Raw genomic sequence first — 20801 nt, forward strand, 5'->3', positions numbered from 1 at the left:
CTCGTTGCGAAGAAGACGAGCACCCCGCGACAATGACACTAGTCAGAAAAATAACGACTGCAAACCGCAACATAATCAACCCAATAAAATTAATATAAAACGTTGATCGTCAGCATACCGCGCCAGGTTAAAAGCTCAAGCAATTAACTGCGTGTTTACATTAAATGCACCTTTGCTAAATAAAGAGTTAATAAATTCTTAATTTTTAATTGCGAATTATTCGTATTTTAATTACTATCTGCCGCATCAAAATAACGTGTGGAGATAAACCATGAATAAAGCCCCGATCGCATTAGCTATCGCAAGCTTGCTAAGTAGCCCGCTGGTAATCGCGGAAGAGAATACTGAGATCGAAACAATAAAAATTATTGGCTCAACCGAACAAGCGCGTCAGATCGCAGGCTCATCAGCCGTGATAGATGAAGAACAAATGCGCGTTGAAGTACCCACCGATATTAACCAGTTAATGAAAACCCTTCCGGGCGTTTACGTGTTAGAGGAAGACGGCTTCGGGCTACGTCCAAACATCGGTATTCGCGCGGCAAATGCGGGTCGGGTAAGCAAAGTCACGCTATTAGAAGATGGTGTGATGATGGCACCAGCCCCTTATTCAAACCCAGCAGCGTATTATTTTCCAACCACCATGCGCATGGCCTCTGTTGAAGTACTGAAAGGGGCACCGTTACTGCGTTACGGCCCTCAAACAACGGGCGGCGTGCTTAACCTGGTATCTACCCCCATTCCTGAGCAAGCTATTTCAGGTCAAGTATTAGCACAATGGGGTGAGTTCAGCAGTAACGATATTCATGCTTATGTCGGCGGAACGCAAGGCGCTTGGGGCTTCTTACTTGAGACAGTGCAACGCGAGAGTAACGGTTTTAAAGCCATTGATCGCAGTCATGGCGACAGCGGCTATGATATTCAAGACTACACCGCAAAGCTGAGCTTTGATCAAGGACCACACCACCTGCTTTTCAAGGCGCAGTACTCAGAAGAAATCTCTAACGAGACCTATCTTGGTCTAACCGATGCCGATTTCGCTGAGACACCAAACCGTCGTTACGGCATCTCATCGATTGACCAAATGGACAACAGCCATAAAGGCTTTAACTTGGCTTACGGCTTTGATGTAAACAGTGATGTTACGCTCAATGCTGTCGCATATCGTAACGAATTCAAACGTGACTGGTTTAAGCTCAACGGTGGTGGGTCGTATGTTAGTGCCGCGAACCAAGGCGACATGCTAGCACAAGGTATTCTTGACGGTACCGAAGATGCCTTCGACCTTGAATACAAACATAATAACCGCGCTTATGAAAGCTATGGCATTGAGCTCAATGCACAGTGGCAACTTGGCGCGCATGCACTTGAAGTCGGTGGGCGCGACCACACGGATGAAATGGATCGCTTTCAACCTGTGGAGATCTTCGACCAAATCAACGGCAGCTTAGTCTATCAATCCACGGTCAGCCCTTCCGGTAGCAATAACCGTATTGAAGGTGCCGATGCAACCAGCCTCTGGGTGACCGATAGTTGGCAAGTTAACCAAGCGCTAAAAGTTAATTTAGCCTTGCGTTACGAAGATGTATCATCATTCCGTAACCAGTACGATGAGGCTGCACGTACTACTGCGCCAGCATTCCGTTCCAACTCAAGCGATGAGTGGCTACCCGGCGCATCGTTTACCTACGACTTAAGCGACTCATGGCAGGTGCTTGCGGGCATCCACAAAGGCTTTTCACCACTCGGTGGCGGTGCAACAGAAAACCAAGAGCCAGAAACGAGTATCAACTACGAAGCCGGCCTACGCTATCAACAACAAAATACTTTTGTCGAAGCCATTGCATTCTATAGCGACTTTAGCGACACCACCCAGTTGTGCTCTATCGCTACACCATGTGATAACGGTGCTGAATCAGGTACTTATGTACTTGGCGAATCGGTTGTGCAAGGTTTAGAGTTCCAAGCGCAACACACCTTTGCTGCGGGCAAGTTTTTGATTCCGGTTGATATTGCTTACACCTACACTCAAGGTGAGATCAGTAAAGATAATGCAGTCTCGGGGCTGATGGACGGCGATCGGCTAAACGACATTCCAGAGCACACGGCAAACGTTCGTATTAGCCTTGATAACAATACCGGTTGGGTTAACTACCTCAACTTTAAATATATTGATTCTATGTGTGTCAGCGTAGGCTGTAACAACAGCACTGCGGCGTTTAACGAAACAGAGTCTCTATTCGTTACCGATGCAGTCAGCCGCTACGAACTTAACACGCAGACATCCGTCTATGTAAAAGTCGAAAATATCTTCGATCAGCAAGCGATCGTTGCACGTACACCTGATGGTGCTCGCCCGAACAAACCACAGACCGTTTGGATGGGTATCGACTATAAATTTTAGTGGTAAAGAACAAGCGACCGGGCTCATCAAGAGCTCGGTCATTTTTCTATCCGGCTAATGCGATTAAATAATCCGCCAACGCACCCATGCCAGTTTTAGCAACGTGCGCACGCTGCTCGGCGTCTTGGTTATAATTTGTATTGGTATTGACATCATAAACAAACAGCTCACCCTGACTGTTTTCAATAAACTCAATGCCTGCTACGTCAATGTCATTACTACGTAAGAACGTTTCCAATTGGTGAATAACCGAATGCTCATTAAAACGTGTGGTAATTTTGAATTTTTCAGCAATCTCACAAGCATCCGCTGGGCACAATTCGAAACCCTGTTCAGTATTAACCTGCACCGCGTAAACGAACTTCTGACCGACGAATTCAGCCCGCGTAATAACCGGTGATTTAGCTTTTATGTATTGTTGCACTAACCAGGTGCCATCGAGCGGCTCCTCATAGTCGGCACTCTCTATATGAGCAACCAACTCATCAAGCTGATTGAACTTTTGTACGCCGAGCCCTTTCCCCCCGCGGTTAGGCTTAACGATTAACGGCCAGTCATTAAATTGCTTCGCAGCTTCCACCAGTTGTGCTTTACCTACCGCTGCAAAAGTACGCGGTACCGACAAGCCTGAACGTTGCAATGCAGCATACTGTGAAAGTTTACACACCTCTAGCGCTAACACTTGCGAACCATTAACGACGGTACGATTCTGGCTTTCTAACCAAGTTAACACCAATTTTGTCAGCTCGGGGGCGAAGCGATGTCCCCGCGTATGTGACGACGCACTCATTCGATTGTAGTAAACCGCATCGTCAGGCTGATTGTGAAACGGCACAACACCTTCATCTAAAAACCAACTTTTAGGTGTAACGCCACGTTCTTTGAACGCTTCGTATAGAGGCTTCAACCATTCTTCATTTTCGTGCAAGATTACGATATCGCGCATGCTACACTTCCTTACAATAAAAAGAACACGCCTACAGGTCGCTCATGTCCCATAAAATTATCGGCCCTATTGCCGCCCTATTAAGTGTCATAGTAACACGAAGTTTAGACATGCCGCTTGATGCGGCGCTGACCCTAGCAATCGTCATATGGGTGGCTTGGTGGTGGGTTTCTGAATGTATTCCACTGGCGATAACAGCGTTGCTACCTTTTATTTTACTACCCGTTATTGGTGTTCTCGACCCTAAAGAGGCGGCGACAGCCTTAGGCGATAACATTATTCTGCTATTCATGGCGGCGTTCATGATGGCAAAAGCCATTGAAGCCAGCGGTGTACATAAGCGTCTCGCACTGTCATTAATTGCGCTCATTGGACCCGACAGTGGCCGTCGCATCGTCGTTGCATTTATGTGTGCAACCGCCTTCCTTTCGATGTGGATCTCTAACACCGCGAGTGTATTAGCTTTGCTCCCCGTGGCATTGGCACTTGCAGATGCCACCGACAACAAGCCATTCCAAAAAGCCCTATTATTAGGTCTTGCCTATTCAGGGTCGGTGGGCGGCATTGCCACGTTAGTCGGTACCCCACCTAATCTTATTTTTGCCTCAATATATGAAAATATCTCAGGACAAAGCTTCGACTTCACGCGTTGGCTAGGTATTGGCATACCCATGATGGTTATCAGCATCCCATTAATGGCTTGGTATCTCACTCGTAACATTCATTTGAGCATGCCATTACAATTACCCAAACAAGATAAAATGTCAGCTTATGAGAGACGCGTGCTGACTGTGTTTGGTGTCGTGGTATTACTGTGGGTGATGCGCACCACCCCGTTTGGCGGCTGGACAGGTCTGTTGGGGCTACCCGCACTGAACGATGCGACTGTCGCTTTAGCGGGTGCGTTAGCCATGTTCATTATTCCAACGGGAGAAAAGCAACAACCCACCTTACTCGATTGGTCGCTAGCGAAAGATATCCCATGGGGTATTTTATTATTATTCGCGGGCGGCATTTGTCTCGCTAAAGGCGTCATGGCAAGTGGTCTCGGTACGTTAATGGGCGAATCATTAACAGTACTAGGAGAATGGCCACTGTGGTTGTTGATACTGGTGCTCACGCTGGCGGTTTCATTGATGACCGAGTTTACCTCTAACACAGCCACAGCAACGCTATTAATGCCCATTTTAGCGGCAACCGCACAGGCCATTAATCAGCCTATCGAGATACTCATGATTCCAGCGGTTATTGCTTGCAGCTGCGCGTTTTGCATGCCCGTGGCAACGCCACCTAACTCAATTGTATTTGCGTCTAATCGCATCAGCATCCGCGATATGGCACGCACAGGCATTGTGTTGAACATTCTTTTAGCCTTTGTAACGACCGCAATTGTCATGGTTTTGGTCTAAATCAAATGTTCTATTAAGCAAACTCAGGTAAACTGAGCGCTTTTTTAAGATGGAGTCTCTCGATGGATCAATTGCCTGCTTGCCCACAATGCGCTTCTGAATACGCATACGAAGACGGTAACGTATTAGTCTGCCCGGAATGCGGACACGAATGGTCACCGCATGACGAGAGCAATGAAGACAGTAAAGTGATTCGTGATGCCAATGGCAATGAGCTTAATGATGGCGACACCGTCACCGTTATTAAAGACCTTAAAGTCAAAGGTTCATCATTAGTTGTTAAGGTTGGCACCAAGGTTAAAAACATTCGTTTGGTCGATGGCGATCATGATATCGATTGCAAGATTGACGGTGTAGGTGCAATGAAATTGAAATCTGAGTTTGTTAAAAAGGTTTAATAGACCGAATCAGGGAATCTGCCATGCAACGTTTTCTTACCTCACTACTGTTGGTTTGTAGTAGTTTATTGGCCGCAACGTCAGCCTTTGCAAAAACTGACCAACAGACTATTGTGCTTATTTCTATTGATGGCTTTCGCTATAACTATATCGAGCAACATCACGCCGAGCATCTTAGTCATTTAGCCGAGCAAGGTGTTCGCGCCAAGGGGCTCATGCCGGTTTATCCATCTAAGACGTTTCCAAACCATCTTTCCATAGTCACCGGTCAGTATCCATCACACCACGGTATCGTTGATAATAATTTTTATGATACTGAGCGCAAACAACGCTACAAAATGGCCGACGGTGCAAAGGATGGTACTTGGTTACATACCGTACCAATTTGGAATTTGGCTGAGTTCCAAGGCGTGAAATCAGCGACTTTTTTCTGGCCTGAATCGGGCGCTCGTATCAACGGACGCACACCCACTTATTACTATCCCTACAGCAATTTCACGCCTAACCAGCAGCGAGTTGATCAAATCATTCAATGGTTACAACTGCCCGAACAAAGCCGCCCTCGGATGATTACAGGCTACTTTTCAATCGTTGATTCGATGGGTCACAAGTTCGGTCCCGACTCGAAGCAAACGAAAGGCGCAGTTCAAGCAGTCGATAAGCTGATAGGACAACTGTGGCAGCGTATTCAGAACGAAACCGAAGGTTCAGTTAACTTAATTGTGGTTTCCGATCACGGCATGGCGCCGATCAAAGCAGATGCCATGATCGACCCAGATGACTTAGCTATTGATGAAGAAAAGTTTACCACCGTCAATTCGCAAACACGCTATCTCATTTATGCTAACGAAGACACCAGCGCTGATGATATTGCGGCACTTCGAGCACAACTAGAGGACAGTAGCGATCTTGGCTATCGCGTTGAAACCGATAACAAGCTTAAACAATTACATGTCAGTGATGGCCCACGTAAACCCGCCATTGTACTTTCAACTGATGCACCTGTGAGTTTCGCAACTCGACCTGTCGAAGAGCGCTCTGACGGTGGCACGCATGGTTATTACAACAATCGTGACATGGATGGCTTATTTGTCGCAGTGGGTCCAGCGTTTAAAAACGGGGTGACTATCGATCGGTTTGAAAATATTCACATATATCCATTAATGGCGGATATTTTAGACCTTAAATTAATGACCCAAATTGATGGCGAAATAGCTGTTTTAAAACCTATTTTAAATAATTAATTCGCCTTCGAGTGATCTGTTTTAAATAGCCGAGCGAATTGTAAAGATTACTAAAATACTTGGTATTTTTCTTTGCAGTTCGCTAAATATATACATGCACGTTCGTATGTATATTCATAACCTAAAAGGCTATTTAAATTATGGCAGAGACACTCTCGTCACAGTATTGGGCCGAGGGATATTGGATGAACGATATTCCCACCCTGCTCGGAATTGTCGCTGCGATCTGGCTTTTACTGGTTATTGCTGCGGCGTTTGAAGCGTTCCGGCACAAATTACTGGTCGATAAAATTCCAGTACGAGTGCATGTTAATGGAACCCGCGGCAAAACCAGTGTCACCCGGCTTATCGCAGCGGGCTTAAGATCAGGTGGCAAGCGTATTTGCGCTAAAACCACCGGCTCTGCAGCCGCTATCACTGACCCTCAAGGAAGAGAGTTTCCCATCTACCGCATTAGCGGTGCCAACATTATTGAGCAAATGCGTACGCTCAAACGCATGGCCTCACTTAAACCCGAAATTGTAGTGATGGAATGTATGGCACTGCAGCCGCATTACCAATCGCTCAGCGAACTGCGTATGGTGCGCTCCAACGTGGGCGTCATCACCAATGCGCGCGCCGACCACCTTGATGTCATGGGTCCGGGCGAAGAGGACGTTGCCTTAGCATTAGCGGGCAGCACACCCGTCAAAGGTAATCTCTTTACGGCAGAGCGCGATCTATTAGGTGTTTTCGAGCACTCGACTAAAGACCGCAACAGCCAGCTACACGGCGTCACTGAACAAGAGGTCGACGCCATCGGCGACGATATTCTCAAGCAATTTAAATATTCCGAACATGCTGAGAATGTGGCGTTGGCATTAAAAGTCTGCGAGCACCTCGGTGTTGAGCGAGAGCAGGCATTGCAAGGCATGATTGGACTCGAACCCGAAGCCGGCGCTATGCAAGTACTTCACGTAAATTATTTCCGCCGCGAAATTGTTTTCGTTAATGCATTTGCTGCAAACGATCCCGAGTCGACCGGTAAGATTTGGGAAAACATGTTAGAAAAACACGGCAAGGAGCGCAAACGCATTGTATTGATCAACTGCCGAGCCGACCGTCCGCACCGTTCTCAGCAAATGGCTGAGGCTGCTGTTGAGTGGACCCAAGCGGATCGCTATATCCTGATGGGTTCAGGCACCTTTATTTTTGTTCGCGCCGCAGTGAAATACGGACTCGACCCAGAAAAAATTCTCGTAATGGAGAACGCTGCCATTACTGATATTACCGAAACCTTGCTGGAAGAAGCTGGCAACAGTGCACTCGTTGTCGGCATGTGTAACATTCATGGTGGCGGCGAAGAAGTCGCTCGGTTCTTCCAAAACCGTTCCTTGAAGGAGGAAGACCTGTGATCGCATTAAATATTTTAGCCGTTGCCATCGGCATCGGATTATTCTTTACGTTATTGCTCACACAAACGCTCGGACTCGCCGCAGGGGGCCTCGTTGTTCCTGGTTATGTTGCCCTGCAACTGACCGAACCCATGAGTCTGGTAATTACGCTCGTAGCGGCCTTGCTAACGTTCTTGATCGTGCGCGTAATATCTAGTTTTGCCATTATCTACGGCCGTCGACAAACGATCATTATGATCCTCACCGGCTATCTCATCGCAGGCTTGATGGATTTGTTCCTCGGTAGCTTAGTGAACTGGGTCGACTTACAAATGGTCGCGGGTGGTGACGATGCGCAAGCACAAGTCGCGACACTGGAGTCATCCTTTATGATGGCCGTCATGTCGAGCAATATTATCGGCTATATTATTCCCGGTCTGATAGCGATCTGGTTTGAACGCCAAGGTGTTCTGCAGACGCTGTGCGGCCTGGCCGTCACCGCCGTATTAGTGCGCCTAGCACTGATTGTCATCATGCCTGAAGCGTTGCAGATGTATGAAGCAAGCAGCGCCTTCCACATGCCTGGCTGGTAAGGAGAATCCCAAATGAGTAGTTTTACTAAGATTTATTGGCGTTCTTCAGGTGTGCCAGCCTGGGGACTCATCGTATTAATGATCGCGGCATTAATTGCTTTACTCGCCGTCGAAAACGTTAAAGAAACCGATCCAATCGTGGACGAAAACTATGCCACCATGGTAACGGCTGCAAAAATTATGCGCCAAGGAATGGAAGTTATCCGTCCCTTGCGCGCTGAAAAGGAGCCGATTAACCCAGAGTTCGATCCTCAACGCTCGGGCTTTGTCGGTCTCGATAACAGCATCGTCACGACCAACCACGGTGGACGCGAGTCTAAACAGACCACAGTGAACCCCAACTGGGCAGCCGTGGCGGTTAAACTATTAGCTAAAGCAGGCGTTAAAAAAGGTGACTTAGTCGCGGTGACTGTATCTGGCTCTTTCCCTGCTCTAAACCTTGCCGTGTATTCTGCAATCGAAGCCATGGAAGCGGAGCCGGTTATTATCGCTTCGGCATCGTCATCGCAGTGGGGAGCTAACGTACCCGGTTTCTTGTGGTTGGACATGGCACGTGAACTCAACAAAGCCGGCGTGATCTCGTTCGAGCCGAAATATGCCTCGATTGGCGGCATCGAAGACCGCGGCATTGGTATCCCACAAGCCGGTATTCAATCGATTCGTCAAACGATTGAACGCGCTGGCTTGCCGATTATTGAACCGGCGAACTATCAAGAAGCGGTGGCCGACCGTATCGCGATTTTCCGTGAATACTCATCCGATCGTAACTACAAAGCGTTCGTCAACGTCGGCGGTGGTGCGACTATCGTAGGTCCCCCAGGTATCGATGATATGTTTAAATCAGGACTACAGTACGACGCACCGGCTCGCGCGTACGCGGTGGATACGGTGATGGGCTACTTCTTACAAGAAAACATTCCAGGCATTCATTTTATCGGCATTAAGAAAATGGCAGAACGCTACGGACTTCCACTCATGCCCCCTGAGCCTGTGCCCGTCGGTAATGGCGGTATCTATTCCTCAAGCACATACAGTCGGTTACTCGCTTTCGGGCTCGCTGTGGCATTGTTTGGGCTCACTTGGCTCATCGTACGCTCAGCGCGGATCACCAGCCTCTGGCGTCGCGATAGTAGTAGCGGTAAAGGCACTAAACCGATGGTATAAACACCTCGGTCTTATAGAAAAGGAGCCAACTGGCTCCTTTTTTGTTACCAGAAATTAAACCGTGACCATTGTTCGCTCAATTGCCCCTCTGCATCAGCAACATAATACTTATCGAACTGAGAGGCTGTGGCACAAGCATGATTCGGAAGGATGCGTAATTTATCGCCGATCTGAACATCGCTGGGTATTTCGCTCGAGCCTGCACGCTGTTTAATGACCCCATGCTCTTGGCTAGTGCTCTCTACAATCCAGTCGGTAAGCGGTCGTCCGGCACCATCTAGCACCATACCGTAGCCATAATCGACCGCTTGCGATGCTGTACCGCGGTCGCGCGATAACGCCATCCAGCCCGCATCAATGAGGATCCAACCTTTCTCCGGCTTCACCCCTATGACAGTGGTCACCACAGATAACGCGATATCATCTAGTGAGCACACATTGATATTCGCCATCACTAAATCAAAAAATGTATAAACACCGGCACGCACCTCCGTCACGCCCGTGAGATCTTGAGCAAAGTGTGCGGTAGGCGTAGAACCGATACTGACCATCGGACAGTCAATTCCTGCCAATTCAAGCCGCTCCTTCACATAAACCGCAGTGGCACGTTCGTTCTCAGCCGCCGCGACTTTGTCTGAACGTGTCATACAACCGTACGAGCCACCTGCATGCAACAGAATACCCTTAAAAAGTTCGGCTTGCGCTAGGATTTTGCTGACATCCATCAGCGTAGGACTCTCAGCAGTTAATCCTGCACGGCTGCCATCGCAGTCAATTTCAATAAGCACAGGAATAACGATGTCATGCATACGACAAAACTCGACCACCTGAAGCGCCTGTGTCTCACTCTCTAAGATGATTTTTAAATCAACGCCTTGTTCGATCAACCGCTTAACGTGAGGCAGTTTGTTCTGCACAATCCCCACCGCATAAATTTGGTCAAGAAAGCCGTGTTCTGCAAAAAAGTCAGCTTCTTTTAGCGTCGATACGGTAATCGGTCCCGTGCCACCATTAAAGATAGCCTTAACCGCAGGCAGCGATTTGAGCGTTTTTACGTGGGGCCGTAAGGGCGTCTTTAATGCGCTAAGATGGCAGTTCAAACGCTTGATATTGGCATCAAACCGCGGACGATCAACACGTAAATAAGGCGTTTCAAGCGCATCCCATGTCATTTATTTACTCCCCTCACTGAGTTCATAGCATCGGCAGATATGCGCCCACGCTTCTTCCGCCGTATTCACTAACGTAAACAACTTCACGTCATCGGGCGCTATTAAACCTTCTTCAATTAATAAGTCGAAATTAATTAACTTCGACCAAAAACCTTTGCCTATCAGTACAATAGGCACTGGATCGATTTTCTTTGTTTGAATTAAGGTGAGCGTCTCGAACAACTCATCTAAGGTGCCGTAGCCGCCCGGGAGCGCAACCAGAGCGCGTGCCCGCATCAAGAAATGCATTTTTCGAATGGCAAAATAGTGAAATTGGAAGCAAAACTCGGGCGTGATGTAAGGGTTCGGATATTGCTCCTTGGGTAACACAATATTAAGACCGATACTCTCACCACCAGCCTCAGTCGCACCGCGATTAGCCGCCTCCATCACACCTGGACCACCGCCTGAAATTACCACAACCCGATGCTCAGGGTAATTCTGGCTGTGCTCAGTAACTAAATGCGCAAATTTCTGCGACTCCGAGTAATAGCGGCTGTTCTTTAAATCCCGCTTTGCTTTAATCCAGTGTGCTTTAGTGGTCGCATCGTTGGGGGTTTTATCAAGCTCAGCTTGCGCAATATCGAGGTTATATTGCGCCTGTTCCGGTGATAAAAAACGCGCGCTACCAAACACGACTACCGTCGCATCAATCTGATGCTTATCGAGCACGCGCTCAGGCTTTAGGTACTCTAATTGCAATCGAACATGGCGAAGATCGTCTTCCAGTAGAAAGTCGTTATCAGCAAATGCCAGTTTATAGCTGTCATTATTCTGCAGTCGCGCGATGGCTTCTTCCGACTGCTTAGCCGAAGCATGGTGTCGTTGATGCAGGGGGTGTTTGTCCGCCATTCGAAAATCCTACGGTAGAGGGTGGTAGCCCATCCAATCGGGCTTTAACGGCTGTCGCACGCCATCGTATTCAAGTTTAATGGCATAGCCATCGAGTAAATCAATCTTGAGGCAGTCATCGACTTCAAGCAAGTCGTCTTTATGCAGTTGTTCGGCCCCCGCAAGCCCTGTGGCAGAAACGTGCTCTCGCGCCCGTTGTTTAGCATCCGCGGCTGACTTCGCCACCACTACAGTAAAATCATGGAATTCCGCCAAACGACCCGGGAAATAGCCACCAAAATTCACAAAGTATAAGGATACCCCCTGATTGTCGGCGGGCTCTTTGGTGAGTGAAATGCGATAGCCATCGACATGATGTAAGGCAACGTAGCTATCCATATGGAGACCCTTCTGCGAACCGAACCACTGCTGTCGTAATGCCGGAAAAGTGGCTTCAATCACTGGTGCGACGACAAACCGTACATCATGGAGCTCAATATGCGCACTCGGCGCGCTACCGCCGATATAAATCATAAAAAGTTGGTTAACTTCAGTGCTCTCTGCAGACACGTTGGAGTACCTCTTGTATTGTGTTTCTTAACCATCGACGCATCGGATCAGCATCCTCCGTTCATGCCAAATCTGCCACTTTTGGTCCACCAACCCTTTTAAATCGCCGGTTTCCAACTCTTGGCGTGGGAGATGTATAAATTCATTCGCTATTCATTTTTTCGATGGGTCAAATAGATTTTTTCTTGTTATCGAATGATAGTACACACGCTACTATACGCGCATCAAAATTTACGCCTTTATTGGAGGCTTTATGACAACCGGTTTTATCAAGTCACTCTTCCTCACTGCCACTTTAGGTGCAGTATTGCTGTTTTGCCAAGCAGCGGTGGCGAGCAAAGGCAAGGTGCTCGTTTTACTCTCCAGTGAAACACAATTGGAACTTGCTGATGGCAGCCAATATCCAACGGGATACTACCTGAACGAATTTGGTGTACCGGCTGATGCGCTTCAGCAAGCGGGCTACGAGCTCGTTTTGGTCACTCCAAAAGGTAACGCACCGCGGGTCGACCAACGTTCTGTCGATACACAATATTTCGGCGGCGATGAGCAAGAAATGCAGCGCATTCAAAAAGTCATCGCTAACCTTGATGGTATTAACGATACCCACAAACTCGCCGACGTACTCAAAAGTGATTTGAGCCAATTTGATGGTCTATTCATACCTGGCGGTCATGCACCTCTGATTGACTTGGTCGGTAATCCTGAAGTCGGTAAGCTACTGACTTATTTCCACAACCAACAAAAGCCTACCGCCGCAATTTGCCACGGCCCTATTGCGCTGCTGTCACCACAGCAAATGCCGACACAGTTTATTGACCAATTTGCGAAAGGTAGTCAATCACAAGCGCAAGATTGGATCTACGAGGGCTATAACATGACTATCTTCTCGACCCCAGAAGAACAAGTTTTCGAGCGCTCACTTAATGGCAAACAAATCCGTTATTACCCAGCCGCTGCGATGCAAGCCGCAGGCGCGAATCTCAAACAAGCCGAAGCGTGGCAGCCCAACGTCGTTATCGACCGCGAACTGATTACCGGTCAGAACCCTTTTTCCGACAAAGTTCTAGCAGAAGCATTAATTAAGCAACTAGAACAAGCGCAGTAATCAACAAGGAGTACTTAGCGTGTCAGCTTTATTTCAACCATTTGAGTTAAAAGATGTTCGTTTGCGTAACCGTATTGCCGTACCTCCGATGTGCCAGTACATGGCAGAAGAAGGCGTGGTCAACGATTGGCACCTCAGTCACTACACCAGCTTAGCGCGCGGTGGTGCGGGCTTAGTTATTGTTGAGGCGACCGCAGTTTCTCCTGAAGGACGTATCACCCCGAACTGCACCGGGTTGTGGAATGACGAGCAGGCACAAGCGATGCAGCCGATTGTCGACAACATAAAAGCCGCCGGTGCGGTAGCGGGTATTCAAATTGGTCATGCGGGACGGAAGGCAAGTGCCAACCGTCCATGGGACGGCGACGACCATATTGCTGAAGAGGACGTCCGAGGCTGGGAAACGCTCTCGCCCTCACCAATCGCTTTTGGTGCGAACCTGCCTCGCCAACCCAAAGAAATGACGTTAGAAGATATCAAGCGTGTGCAAAATGACTTTGTTGCTGCCGCAGAGCGTGCTCGCGACTTAGGGTTCGAGTGGTTAGAACTGCACTTTGCTCATGGGTACCTTGGTCAAAGCTTTTTCTCGCCACACGCTAACCAGCGTACTGACGAGTATGGCGGGTCATTTGAGAACCGCGCACGCTTCTTAGTCGAAACTGTCCGGGCGGTCAAAGCCGTATGGCCCGATAACTTCCCGCTAACTGCACGTTTTGGTGTTATCGAATTTGATGGCAATGACGAGGAGCAGTTGCAAGAGTCGATTGAGTTAACTGAGTTACTCAAAGCAGAAGGGTTGGATTTTTTAAACGTCAGTATCAGTTTCTCAACGCCGCACGCCAATATTCCATGGGGACCGGGCTTTATGGCGCCGATTGCTGAACGCATCAGAAACGCCGCGGATATTCCCGTTGCATCGGCGTGGGGAATCGATTTACCACAGCTGGCAGAACACACCGTCGCACAAGGTCAGTTAGACTTGGTGATGGTTGGCCGTGCACATTTATCGAACCCACACTGGCCTTACGATACTGCTAAAGCATTGCGTGTTGAGAAGCCGTCTTGGGTATTACCCGCCCCTTATGCGCATTGGTTAGAACGGTATTAAGCTCACTTTCAAAGCTTAAACACCTTGTACAGTGAGCACCAGTTTTCGACTGCTGGCGCGGTCACGGTGCTCACACAAGTAGATACCCTGCCATGTGCCCATATTAAGACGCCCGTGTGTTAATGGTACAGTCACACTCGCGCCCAGAATACTCGACTTCAAGTGAGCTGGCATATCGTCAGGTCCCTCGTAGGTATGCTCATAGTAGGGCGCATTCTCAGGCACCATCTCGTTGAAATGGCGTTCAAAGTCACCCCGCACGGTCGCATCGGCATTTTCATTGATCGTCAATGAAGCCGAGGTATGTTGAATGAACACATGCACGAGGCCAGTCGATAATTGGCACTTTTCCGCTAATAACCGCTCTACGCGATCAGTGATTAAGTGAAAGCCTCGATTAAAGGCAGGCAGCGTTAACTCAAATTGTTGTACGTGCATAGAACTCTCAAAAATAAGCGTGTACTAGCGCATTAAACGCATAGGCACCATCTGTGGATCGCTATTGGTCTGCTCTACAAACCCTAAACTGCGATATAGATTCAATGCGCGATGATTTTCTGGCAATACGTTTAATGTAACATGCTCAACGTCAGGATGTTGCCAAGCGTAATCAAGTAACTCCTGCACGAATAGGCGCCCTAACCCTTTACCTCGCTCCTGTGGGTTTACAATCAAACATGCAATGTGTCTTGCACCCTCGTGCTTTTCATAACATTGTGCAAAACCAACTAACTTATTGTCGTACCAAAATCCCAGAGACGGTCGTTCGTCACATTTTAAGCGCGCCCAAACATCATCTATGGGACTATTTGCATCAACATTTGGACCCAACCAAAAGAGACGATCGTTCGAGGTTGTTGGCCACGAAAATATGTCATGAAATTGAGTAAGTGTAACGGGCTGAAGCATCATAAATTCCTTTTCGTTGTTTAGAAAAACTATAAGGGAAAAATAAACAATGCCAATAAGCGCATCCTCAGACTGAACACATCATGAACTGAAATCGCCCATTTACGCGTTGAAAAGACCTCAATTTGCGCCGAGCAACCTTAAATATTATTAACACTAGGTTGAAATAAAATGTTACATTCAGCATGCTGTAACATTACACTACGCTTTTTTACATAGGGATCTGGCTACGACATGGAATTGTCAGCGTTCAGTGCGCTCTCACCTAAGCGCCCGCAGTTTTGGCAAGTTGCGAAACGGTGTTGCATTATCGCTGCATCAATCGATGTCGCGTTTTTCTTCATTTTTTTGATACTTAATTCGCCCATCCTTGCCTGGGTCAATTTACTCAGTATTGCAATGTATCTTACTGCATATTGGGCATTCGGTCAGCGCAAAAATATGCTAGCCATATCGCTTATTTGGTTAGAAGTGCTCTACCACTCGGCACTCGGTACGCTCATGATCGGATGGGACAGTGGCTTCCACTATTTTTTATTAATGTTTGTTCCCGCCATATTTGTCAGCATGAGCCTCAAGCCCGCAGTGTTAACGCTATTAGGGTTGTGGGTATATTATCTTAGCCTTGATTTATTCAGTTGGTACTATCCTGCTATGCAGCCAATCAATGCTACCGCTGTCGTCGGGGTTCATATTTTTAATCTGACGGTAGTGTTTATAATGTTTGGTTACTTAGCACTGTATTACCTAAATAAGGTCAATTTAACTCATGACCAACTCAGGTTCTACGCAACCACCGATCCATTAACCAAATTAAGAAATCGCCGACATATGTCGGAGTTATTAAAACGAGCCTTACAGAATAAACACGCCGAACAACGCAACGTTTCTGTTTTGTTGCTCGACCTTGACCATTTTAAATCAGTCAATGATACACATGGGCACGAAGTCGGCGATAAGGTACTTCGCATTACTGCTGATATTTTACGCGACACCGTACGCGATCATGACAAAGTTTCTCGTTGGGGGGGTGAGGAGTTTTTGGTGTTTTTACCACGAACAAACTTAAATCACGCCGCGCAAGTTGCTGAGCGCATTCGCAAAGCAATTGCAAAATATCCCTGGCACACAGTTATAAATGAGAACATTCAATTGACTACTAGCATCGGAGTGAGTGAACTCAAACCCGATGACTCGGTCAATACATTAGTAAAGCGTGCGGATGACGCGCTATATCGCGGCAAGGAAGCTGGTAGAAATTGGGTCGAACTCGAATCGGAGGCTTCATGTCGCAAACCAAAAACAGCATCATCATCGCCATCGGACTGATCGTCAGTTGTGGGGTACTTGGTACATTTTTTTCAAAAGGCTTAACCGACTTTCGATCAATGGATCGCAGTGTCACTGTGAAAGGGCTCTCTGAACGCGAGTATGTTGCCGACACCGTCATTTGGCCGATTCAATTTACCGCTGCCAGCAATCAGCTTTCGGATATTTATCAAACTATTGAACAAGGCAAGCAGCAAGTCACCGAATTTCTAAAGGGTAAAGGGGTTAAAGCCGATGAGATTTCCGTCGCAGCTCCCTCGATCACCGATAAGTCGGCACAACGTTATGGCTCAGGTCAACCGGCTGAGTTTCGCTATACCGCCACCCAAACCATTACCGTGTATTCAACGCGCGTCGAAACAATACGCGACATGATGAGTTCGCTATCGGAATTAGGTAAACAAGGTATGGTGCTATCTACCGACGATTACCAAGCGCAACCCGAATACCTATTCACCCGATTAAACGATGTGAAACCCGAAATGATAGAAGAAGCCACTAAGAACGCACGCGAAGTGGCAGAGAAGTTCGCCGAAGATAGCAATAGCGAGCTCGGCAAGATAAAAGATGCCCGCCAAGGCCTATTCAGTATTCAAGAACGAGATCGTCATAATCCACACCTTAAAAAAGTACGTGTCGTCTCAACGGTTGAATATTACCTATCCGACTAGTCAGCCGTTTCATCATTTTTAGGTCGAGGGCATTGTCCCTCGACATTCACTTCAACATAATTCATATCGAAGCATCGCAGATAAGATTCAACAATAGTTAAGTTAGGTGGCCACGGCACTTCAATCGGATTACCTTCAGCATCGCGTGGATCAAACCCCTCGGGGCGCGGAACGGCTTTTAGACGCGCTATTGCATCAACCAGTTTCGGTTTGTCCTTTTTAATAAATGCAATGGTCGCATCCATATAGGGGTTCCACCCGCTACGGTCCTGCTCGTCCGGCTTATAACTCTGTCTAAATAAAGCAATCGCCGCCTCATTGTGACCCAACTCCGCATGCAGCTGAGCTTGATGTAAACGGAGCGTGTGCTTCATACCGTCCGATAAGTCAGTTCGTTGTTGTTGATACGCCTCAATCAGTTTAACCGCTTCTGGCTTACAACCAGGTGTATCGGCAACGGCGCGCCAGCCCCCTTCAAAGTCTTGGTCAAAACTCATAAAATCTAACTCAAGCAGCGCTGCCTTGTCTTCAATGCATGTGGCTTGCGCCGCTTTCGCACCAATAGGTACCAACATAACACTAACCAATAAGAACTGAACGAAACGACTCATTACAAATAACCAAAGTTTATTTATTTTGTTTATCATTAGCACTCTTTCGACCCCATCTCAAGCGCCTCACATCGGCAGTTTATTGATTCACATCAACGCGTGATAAGGCATTTAGCAGTAACCTGCGAGCATTTAGCTCCGCACGTAACTGGATCAGCACCTTAAACTATGTCGATGTATAAAAGCCCCGAACTACTCGCGCCAGCCGGTAACCCCACCGCCATGAAAATCGCCTTTGCCTACGGTGCAGATGCGGTTTATGCGGGCGAGCCACGCTACAGCTTACGGGTAAGAAACAACAGCTTTACGTTGGCAAATTTAGGTGAGTCTATCGACTACGCCCACAAACTAGGTAAACGCTTCTACGTCGTGGTCAACATCGCTCCGCATAACGCAAAACTGACGCAGTTTGTTGAACACATGGCTCAGGTGGTTGCTCTACAACCTGATGCATTAATCGTCTCAGATCCGGGTATCGTGATGTTGCTGCGTCAGCACTTCCCTGAACAAGCACTGCACTTATCTGTGCAAGCGAATACAGTGAACTGGGCGGCACTCAAGTTCTGGCAACAACAGGGCATCGAGCGGGTGATCCTATCACGCGAACTGTCTTTGCAAGAGATCAAAGAAATGCGCGAACACGTGCCTAATATGGAGCTTGAGGTGTTCGTCCACGGCGCTCTATGTATGGCTTATTCGGGTCGCTGTTTACTCTCCGGTTACACCAATAAACGTGATCCCAACCAAGGCGCATGCACCAACGCATGCCGTTGGAAGTACCACACGCAACCTGCACAGCAAGACGAAGTCGGCCAATATATACCGGACCCCATCTTAGTCGCCGATCCTCAACGTCCCGATGAGCCCATGCTACTGGATGAAGATATTCATGGCAGTTATCTGATGAACTCCAAAGATCTTCGTGCCGTTGATTTAGTCGAACCGCTGACGCAAATGGGTGTTCACTCACTGAAGATTGAAGGCCGGACCAAGTCCGACTATTACGTCGCACGTACAACCCAAGTCTACCGACGTGCCATTGATGATGCCGTAGCGGGCAAGCCATTCAACCCGCACCTGCTCAATGCGCTTGATGGCATGGCGAACCGTGGTTTTACTCATGGCTTCTTACAACGTCACAGCGCACAGTCACTGCAGAACTACGAACGCGCTCATAGTGAAGGAAAAGAGCAACTTGTCGGTCAGTTACTCGCAAGCGACAACCAAGATGCCTACCTTATTGATGTAAAAAATGCATTCTCGGTGGGCGATGAACTTTTACTCATCACGCCCAAAGGTAACTATCCACTTAAAGTCACTGAGCTTGTGGATAACAAGGGAACGCCTCTTTTACGTGCACCGGGCTCGGGTTATCAAGTCTATGTTCCTGCTGAAGTCGCTATCGACTCAGGAGATAGAGCCATGTGTTTTCTGATAAAAAGGAGCGAGCATGATCACCATTAACGAAGACTGCATCAACTGCGATATGTGTGTACCTGAGTGCCCGGTCGAAGCGATCGAGATGGGTGACGAGCATTACGAAATTAAGCAGTCGTTATGTGTCGAATGCGAAGGTTTCTATCCTGAGCCCAGCTGTTATGCAGTGTGTCCGGTCGATGCAGTGGACATCGGCAAGTAAAAAACAGCGAAATTTGCTATGCTTTGCCGCCAAGAACATGAATAAAGGGGCATCGCCATGGGATTACAGGTCATTAAGCATCCGCTTGTACAGCATAAGCTTGGATTAATGCGTAAACACGGGATCTCGACCAAGAGCTTCCGCGAACTTGCTAATGAAATCAGTACGTTACTCACCTACGAGGCGACCAGTGACTTTATGCTGGAGCCACATACCATTGAGGGCTGGAACGAAACACCTATTGAGGTCGAGCAACTTAAAGGTAAAAAAGTCACGGTAGTCCCTATTCTACGCGCGGGTATGGGGATGCTGGATGGCGTTACCACACTCATCCCCAGCGCAAAAGTTAGTGTTGTCGGCTTATACCGTAATGAGGAAACGTTAGAGCCCGTCAGCTATTTCGATAAATTCGTTAACGACATCGGCCAGCGCATCGCCCTCGTTATCGACCCGATGCTCGCTACCGGCGGCAGTATGATTGCCACCCTCGACATGCTCAAGCAACAAGGCTGTAAGGACATTCGCGTACTCGTGTTGGTGGCGGCACCGGAAGGCGTTGAAGCCGTATTAGCCAAACATCCCGATGTACGAATTTTTACTGCATCACTCGATGAAAAGCTCAATGAACAGGGCTATATCATCCCGGGGCTGGGCGATGCCGGGGATAAAATTTTTGGTACCCGTTAACCGAGCTAAACAAAGAGACTGCTAAAGCACTGACACTTTAGCAGTCATCAATTAAGTAATGCATCGATCAGCCACGCTGATAAATTATTGCGACCACTCAAACCAGACTTCGCATAGATGGCGGATGCCTGTTGTCGCACGGTTTTTTCCTTCGTACTCCTGACTTCCGCAATTTCGTTAAATGTCAGCCCTTTGATCATCAATACAGCGACCTCTTGCTCACTCGGCGAAAGCTTCCATTCATTAAACCAAGTTTTTACCGTTGAGTAGGAGGCCTCCTCTCTCGCATCTGCACTTTCTTGATGCTTTATCAACGCAGTGCGTAAATGCGCCAGTTCATTGTTTCTGCGAATAACACGACGCCAGAGCACGATGAAAGCGATAATAGAAATGACGACGGTAATCCCCTCAACGATCAAATGCCAAACTGCCACTTCCATTTTATAGTCAGCTACAACATCCGACACATTGGCCCCTGCAATCAACAAAAAAACGACCATCAACAATCGGTCAATTGTCATAAATCCCCCTGCTATAGCTGTTATAGGACATGTGTCCGATGTCTTTTCATCATAAAAACCCTAGATTATGTGTTG

22 protein-coding genes are annotated in these 20801 nt (G+C 47.8%); 14 read left to right on the forward strand and 8 right to left on the reverse strand.

Going from position 1 to position 20801, the window contains the following annotated elements:
- Window positions 1–271: 271 nt before the first annotated feature.
- Window positions 272–2404: a TonB-dependent receptor family protein gene (locus OS145_RS02545; RefSeq protein WP_006954468.1), complete on the forward strand. Its 2133-nt coding sequence runs from the start codon at window positions 272–274 to the stop codon at window positions 2402–2404.
- Window positions 2405–2450: 46 nt separating this feature from the next.
- Here the strand turns inward: OS145_RS02545 and OS145_RS02550 are convergent, their stop codons facing one another.
- Window positions 2451–3350: an ATP-grasp domain-containing protein gene (locus OS145_RS02550; RefSeq protein ID WP_006954470.1), complete on the reverse strand. Its 900-nt coding sequence runs from the start codon at window positions 3348–3350 to the stop codon at window positions 2451–2453.
- A 44-nt stretch (window positions 3351–3394) separates the two neighbouring features.
- On the opposite strand from OS145_RS02550, the gene OS145_RS02555 reads away from it, so the two are divergent.
- The 6 genes from OS145_RS02555 to pgsW all read left to right on the forward strand — a co-directional run bounded on the left by OS145_RS02555 (window position 3395) and on the right by pgsW (window position 9531).
- Window positions 3395–4759 (forward strand): SLC13 family permease, encoded by a 1365-nt coding sequence (locus OS145_RS02555; protein WP_040487600.1) that lies wholly within the window; start codon window positions 3395–3397, stop codon window positions 4757–4759.
- A gap of 62 nt (window positions 4760–4821) precedes the next feature.
- Window positions 4822–5157, forward strand: coding sequence for a zinc ribbon domain-containing protein YjdM (locus tag OS145_RS02560; protein ID WP_006954474.1), 336 nt, complete (start codon window positions 4822–4824; stop codon window positions 5155–5157).
- Between the two features lie 23 nt (window positions 5158–5180).
- On the forward strand, window positions 5181–6401 hold the full coding sequence (locus OS145_RS02565; RefSeq protein WP_006954477.1) for an alkaline phosphatase family protein: 1221 nt from the start codon (window positions 5181–5183) through the stop codon (window positions 6399–6401).
- A gap of 140 nt (window positions 6402–6541) precedes the next feature.
- Window positions 6542–7795 (forward strand): poly-gamma-glutamate synthase PgsB, encoded by a 1254-nt coding sequence (pgsB, locus tag OS145_RS02570; RefSeq protein WP_006954479.1) that lies wholly within the window; start codon window positions 6542–6544, stop codon window positions 7793–7795.
- Window positions 7792–8367, forward strand: a complete 576-nt coding sequence (pgsC, locus tag OS145_RS02575; protein ID WP_006954481.1) for a poly-gamma-glutamate biosynthesis protein PgsC — start codon at window positions 7792–7794, stop codon at window positions 8365–8367. The genes pgsB and pgsC overlap by 4 nt, the downstream gene beginning before the upstream one ends.
- A gap of 12 nt (window positions 8368–8379) precedes the next feature.
- The gene (gene pgsW / locus OS145_RS02580; RefSeq protein WP_006954483.1) at window positions 8380–9531 is read left to right on the forward strand and encodes a poly-gamma-glutamate system protein; all 1152 of its coding nucleotides are present in this window, start codon (window positions 8380–8382) and stop codon (window positions 9529–9531) included.
- A gap of 44 nt (window positions 9532–9575) precedes the next feature.
- On the opposite strand, the gene OS145_RS02585 is transcribed toward pgsW, so the two are convergent.
- Genes OS145_RS02585 through OS145_RS02595 form a run of 3 tightly spaced genes read right to left on the reverse strand, consistent with a single transcriptional unit; the run spans window position 9576 to window position 12107 of the window.
- On the reverse strand, window positions 9576–10703 hold the full coding sequence (locus tag OS145_RS02585) for a DSD1 family PLP-dependent enzyme (protein WP_006954485.1): 1128 nt from the start codon (window positions 10701–10703) through the stop codon (window positions 9576–9578).
- A complete protein-coding gene (locus OS145_RS02590) occupies window positions 10704–11594 on the reverse strand; it encodes an LOG family protein (RefSeq protein WP_006954487.1) in 891 nt (296 codons plus the stop codon).
- Window positions 11595–11603: 9 nt separating this feature from the next.
- Window positions 11604–12107 carry a DUF1543 domain-containing protein gene (locus OS145_RS02595; RefSeq protein WP_040487653.1) on the reverse strand — a complete coding sequence of 168 codons (504 nt, stop codon included), beginning with the start codon at window positions 12105–12107 and terminating at the stop codon, window positions 11604–11606.
- 289 nt (window positions 12108–12396) lie between these two features.
- Between OS145_RS02595 and OS145_RS02600 the strand changes: the two genes are divergently transcribed.
- Entirely contained in the window at window positions 12397–13251 is an 855-nt protein-coding gene (locus tag OS145_RS02600) for a type 1 glutamine amidotransferase domain-containing protein (protein ID WP_006954491.1), read from the forward strand.
- Window positions 13252–13270: 19 nt separating this feature from the next.
- Window positions 13271–14359, forward strand: a complete 1089-nt coding sequence (locus tag OS145_RS02605; protein ID WP_006954493.1) for an NADH:flavin oxidoreductase/NADH oxidase — start codon at window positions 13271–13273, stop codon at window positions 14357–14359.
- A gap of 15 nt (window positions 14360–14374) precedes the next feature.
- Here the strand turns inward: OS145_RS02605 and OS145_RS02610 are convergent, their stop codons facing one another.
- Together OS145_RS02610 and OS145_RS02615 are read right to left on the reverse strand one after the other, a co-directional pair.
- Window positions 14375–14797 carry a secondary thiamine-phosphate synthase enzyme YjbQ gene (locus OS145_RS02610; protein WP_006954495.1) on the reverse strand — a complete coding sequence of 141 codons (423 nt, stop codon included), beginning with the start codon at window positions 14795–14797 and terminating at the stop codon, window positions 14375–14377.
- Between the two features lie 24 nt (window positions 14798–14821).
- Window positions 14822–15271, reverse strand: a complete 450-nt coding sequence (locus OS145_RS02615) for a GNAT family N-acetyltransferase (RefSeq protein ID WP_083773213.1) — start codon at window positions 15269–15271, stop codon at window positions 14822–14824.
- A 231-nt stretch (window positions 15272–15502) separates the two neighbouring features.
- On the opposite strand from OS145_RS02615, the gene OS145_RS02620 reads away from it, so the two are divergent.
- Both OS145_RS02620 and OS145_RS02625 read left to right on the forward strand, forming a co-directional pair.
- On the forward strand, window positions 15503–16597 hold the full coding sequence (locus OS145_RS02620) for a GGDEF domain-containing protein (RefSeq protein ID WP_006954498.1): 1095 nt from the start codon (window positions 15503–15505) through the stop codon (window positions 16595–16597).
- Window positions 16555–17268, forward strand: a complete 714-nt coding sequence (locus tag OS145_RS02625) for an SIMPL domain-containing protein (protein WP_006954500.1) — start codon at window positions 16555–16557, stop codon at window positions 17266–17268. Before OS145_RS02620 ends, OS145_RS02625 begins: the two co-directional genes overlap by 43 nt.
- On the opposite strand, the gene OS145_RS02630 is transcribed toward OS145_RS02625, so the two are convergent.
- Window positions 17265–17879 (reverse strand): hypothetical protein, encoded by a 615-nt coding sequence (locus OS145_RS02630; protein WP_131382117.1) that lies wholly within the window; start codon window positions 17877–17879, stop codon window positions 17265–17267. The genes OS145_RS02625 and OS145_RS02630 overlap by 4 nt on opposite strands.
- Window positions 17880–18053: 174 nt before the next feature.
- On the opposite strand from OS145_RS02630, the gene trhP reads away from it, so the two are divergent.
- The 3 genes from trhP to upp are packed head-to-tail and all read left to right on the forward strand — an operon-like array spanning window position 18054 to window position 20205.
- On the forward strand, window positions 18054–19343 hold the full coding sequence (trhP, locus tag OS145_RS02635; RefSeq protein WP_006954504.1) for a prephenate-dependent tRNA uridine(34) hydroxylase TrhP: 1290 nt from the start codon (window positions 18054–18056) through the stop codon (window positions 19341–19343).
- Window positions 19330–19518, forward strand: a complete 189-nt coding sequence (locus OS145_RS02640) for a 4Fe-4S dicluster domain-containing protein (RefSeq protein WP_006954506.1) — start codon at window positions 19330–19332, stop codon at window positions 19516–19518. Before trhP ends, OS145_RS02640 begins: the two co-directional genes overlap by 14 nt.
- Before the next feature lie 57 nt (window positions 19519–19575).
- The gene (gene upp / locus OS145_RS02645; protein WP_006954507.1) at window positions 19576–20205 is read left to right on the forward strand and encodes a uracil phosphoribosyltransferase; all 630 of its coding nucleotides are present in this window, start codon (window positions 19576–19578) and stop codon (window positions 20203–20205) included.
- Between the two features lie 47 nt (window positions 20206–20252).
- Here the strand turns inward: upp and OS145_RS02650 are convergent, their stop codons facing one another.
- Window positions 20253–20726 carry a helix-turn-helix transcriptional regulator gene (locus OS145_RS02650; RefSeq protein ID WP_006954508.1) on the reverse strand — a complete coding sequence of 158 codons (474 nt, stop codon included), beginning with the start codon at window positions 20724–20726 and terminating at the stop codon, window positions 20253–20255.
- Window positions 20727–20801: the final 75 nt, after the last annotated feature.

Source organism: Idiomarina baltica OS145, assembly GCF_000152885.1.
Lineage (GTDB): Bacteria > Pseudomonadota > Gammaproteobacteria > Enterobacterales > Alteromonadaceae > Idiomarina > Idiomarina baltica.

What these genes read in the sequence shown, in the direction of transcription:
- OS145_RS02620 (WP_006954498.1), top strand. Translation starts at nt 15,503, where the DNA reads ATGGAATTGTCAGCGTTCAGTGCGCTCTCACCTAAGCGCCCGCAGTTT.
- pgsB (WP_006954479.1), top strand. Translation starts at nt 6,542, where the DNA reads ATGGCAGAGACACTCTCGTCACAGTATTGGGCCGAGGGATATTGGATG.
- OS145_RS02630 (WP_131382117.1), bottom strand. Translation starts at nt 17,879, where the DNA reads ATGAGTCGTTTCGTTCAGTTCTTATTGGTTAGTGTTATGTTGGTACCT.
- OS145_RS02615 (WP_083773213.1), bottom strand. Translation starts at nt 15,271, where the DNA reads ATGATGCTTCAGCCCGTTACACTTACTCAATTTCATGACATATTTTCG.
- OS145_RS02610 (WP_006954495.1), bottom strand. Translation starts at nt 14,797, where the DNA reads ATGCACGTACAACAATTTGAGTTAACGCTGCCTGCCTTTAATCGAGGC.
- OS145_RS02650 (WP_006954508.1), bottom strand. Translation starts at nt 20,726, where the DNA reads ATGACAATTGACCGATTGTTGATGGTCGTTTTTTTGTTGATTGCAGGG.
- upp (WP_006954507.1), top strand. Translation starts at nt 19,576, where the DNA reads ATGGGATTACAGGTCATTAAGCATCCGCTTGTACAGCATAAGCTTGGA.
- OS145_RS02545 (WP_006954468.1), top strand. Translation starts at nt 272, where the DNA reads ATGAATAAAGCCCCGATCGCATTAGCTATCGCAAGCTTGCTAAGTAGC.
- OS145_RS02555 (WP_040487600.1), top strand. Translation starts at nt 3,395, where the DNA reads ATGTCCCATAAAATTATCGGCCCTATTGCCGCCCTATTAAGTGTCATA.
- OS145_RS02550 (WP_006954470.1), bottom strand. Translation starts at nt 3,350, where the DNA reads ATGCGCGATATCGTAATCTTGCACGAAAATGAAGAATGGTTGAAGCCT.
- OS145_RS02560 (WP_006954474.1), top strand. Translation starts at nt 4,822, where the DNA reads ATGGATCAATTGCCTGCTTGCCCACAATGCGCTTCTGAATACGCATAC.
- OS145_RS02585 (WP_006954485.1), bottom strand. Translation starts at nt 10,703, where the DNA reads ATGACATGGGATGCGCTTGAAACGCCTTATTTACGTGTTGATCGTCCG.
- OS145_RS02600 (WP_006954491.1), top strand. Translation starts at nt 12,397, where the DNA reads ATGACAACCGGTTTTATCAAGTCACTCTTCCTCACTGCCACTTTAGGT.
- OS145_RS02625 (WP_006954500.1), top strand. Translation starts at nt 16,555, where the DNA reads ATGTCGCAAACCAAAAACAGCATCATCATCGCCATCGGACTGATCGTC.
- OS145_RS02565 (WP_006954477.1), top strand. Translation starts at nt 5,181, where the DNA reads ATGCAACGTTTTCTTACCTCACTACTGTTGGTTTGTAGTAGTTTATTG.
- pgsW (WP_006954483.1), top strand. Translation starts at nt 8,380, where the DNA reads ATGAGTAGTTTTACTAAGATTTATTGGCGTTCTTCAGGTGTGCCAGCC.
- OS145_RS02640 (WP_006954506.1), top strand. Translation starts at nt 19,330, where the DNA reads ATGATCACCATTAACGAAGACTGCATCAACTGCGATATGTGTGTACCT.
- OS145_RS02590 (WP_006954487.1), bottom strand. Translation starts at nt 11,594, where the DNA reads ATGGCGGACAAACACCCCCTGCATCAACGACACCATGCTTCGGCTAAG.
- OS145_RS02595 (WP_040487653.1), bottom strand. Translation starts at nt 12,107, where the DNA reads ATGATTTATATCGGCGGTAGCGCGCCGAGTGCGCATATTGAGCTCCAT.
- trhP (WP_006954504.1), top strand. Translation starts at nt 18,054, where the DNA reads ATGTATAAAAGCCCCGAACTACTCGCGCCAGCCGGTAACCCCACCGCC.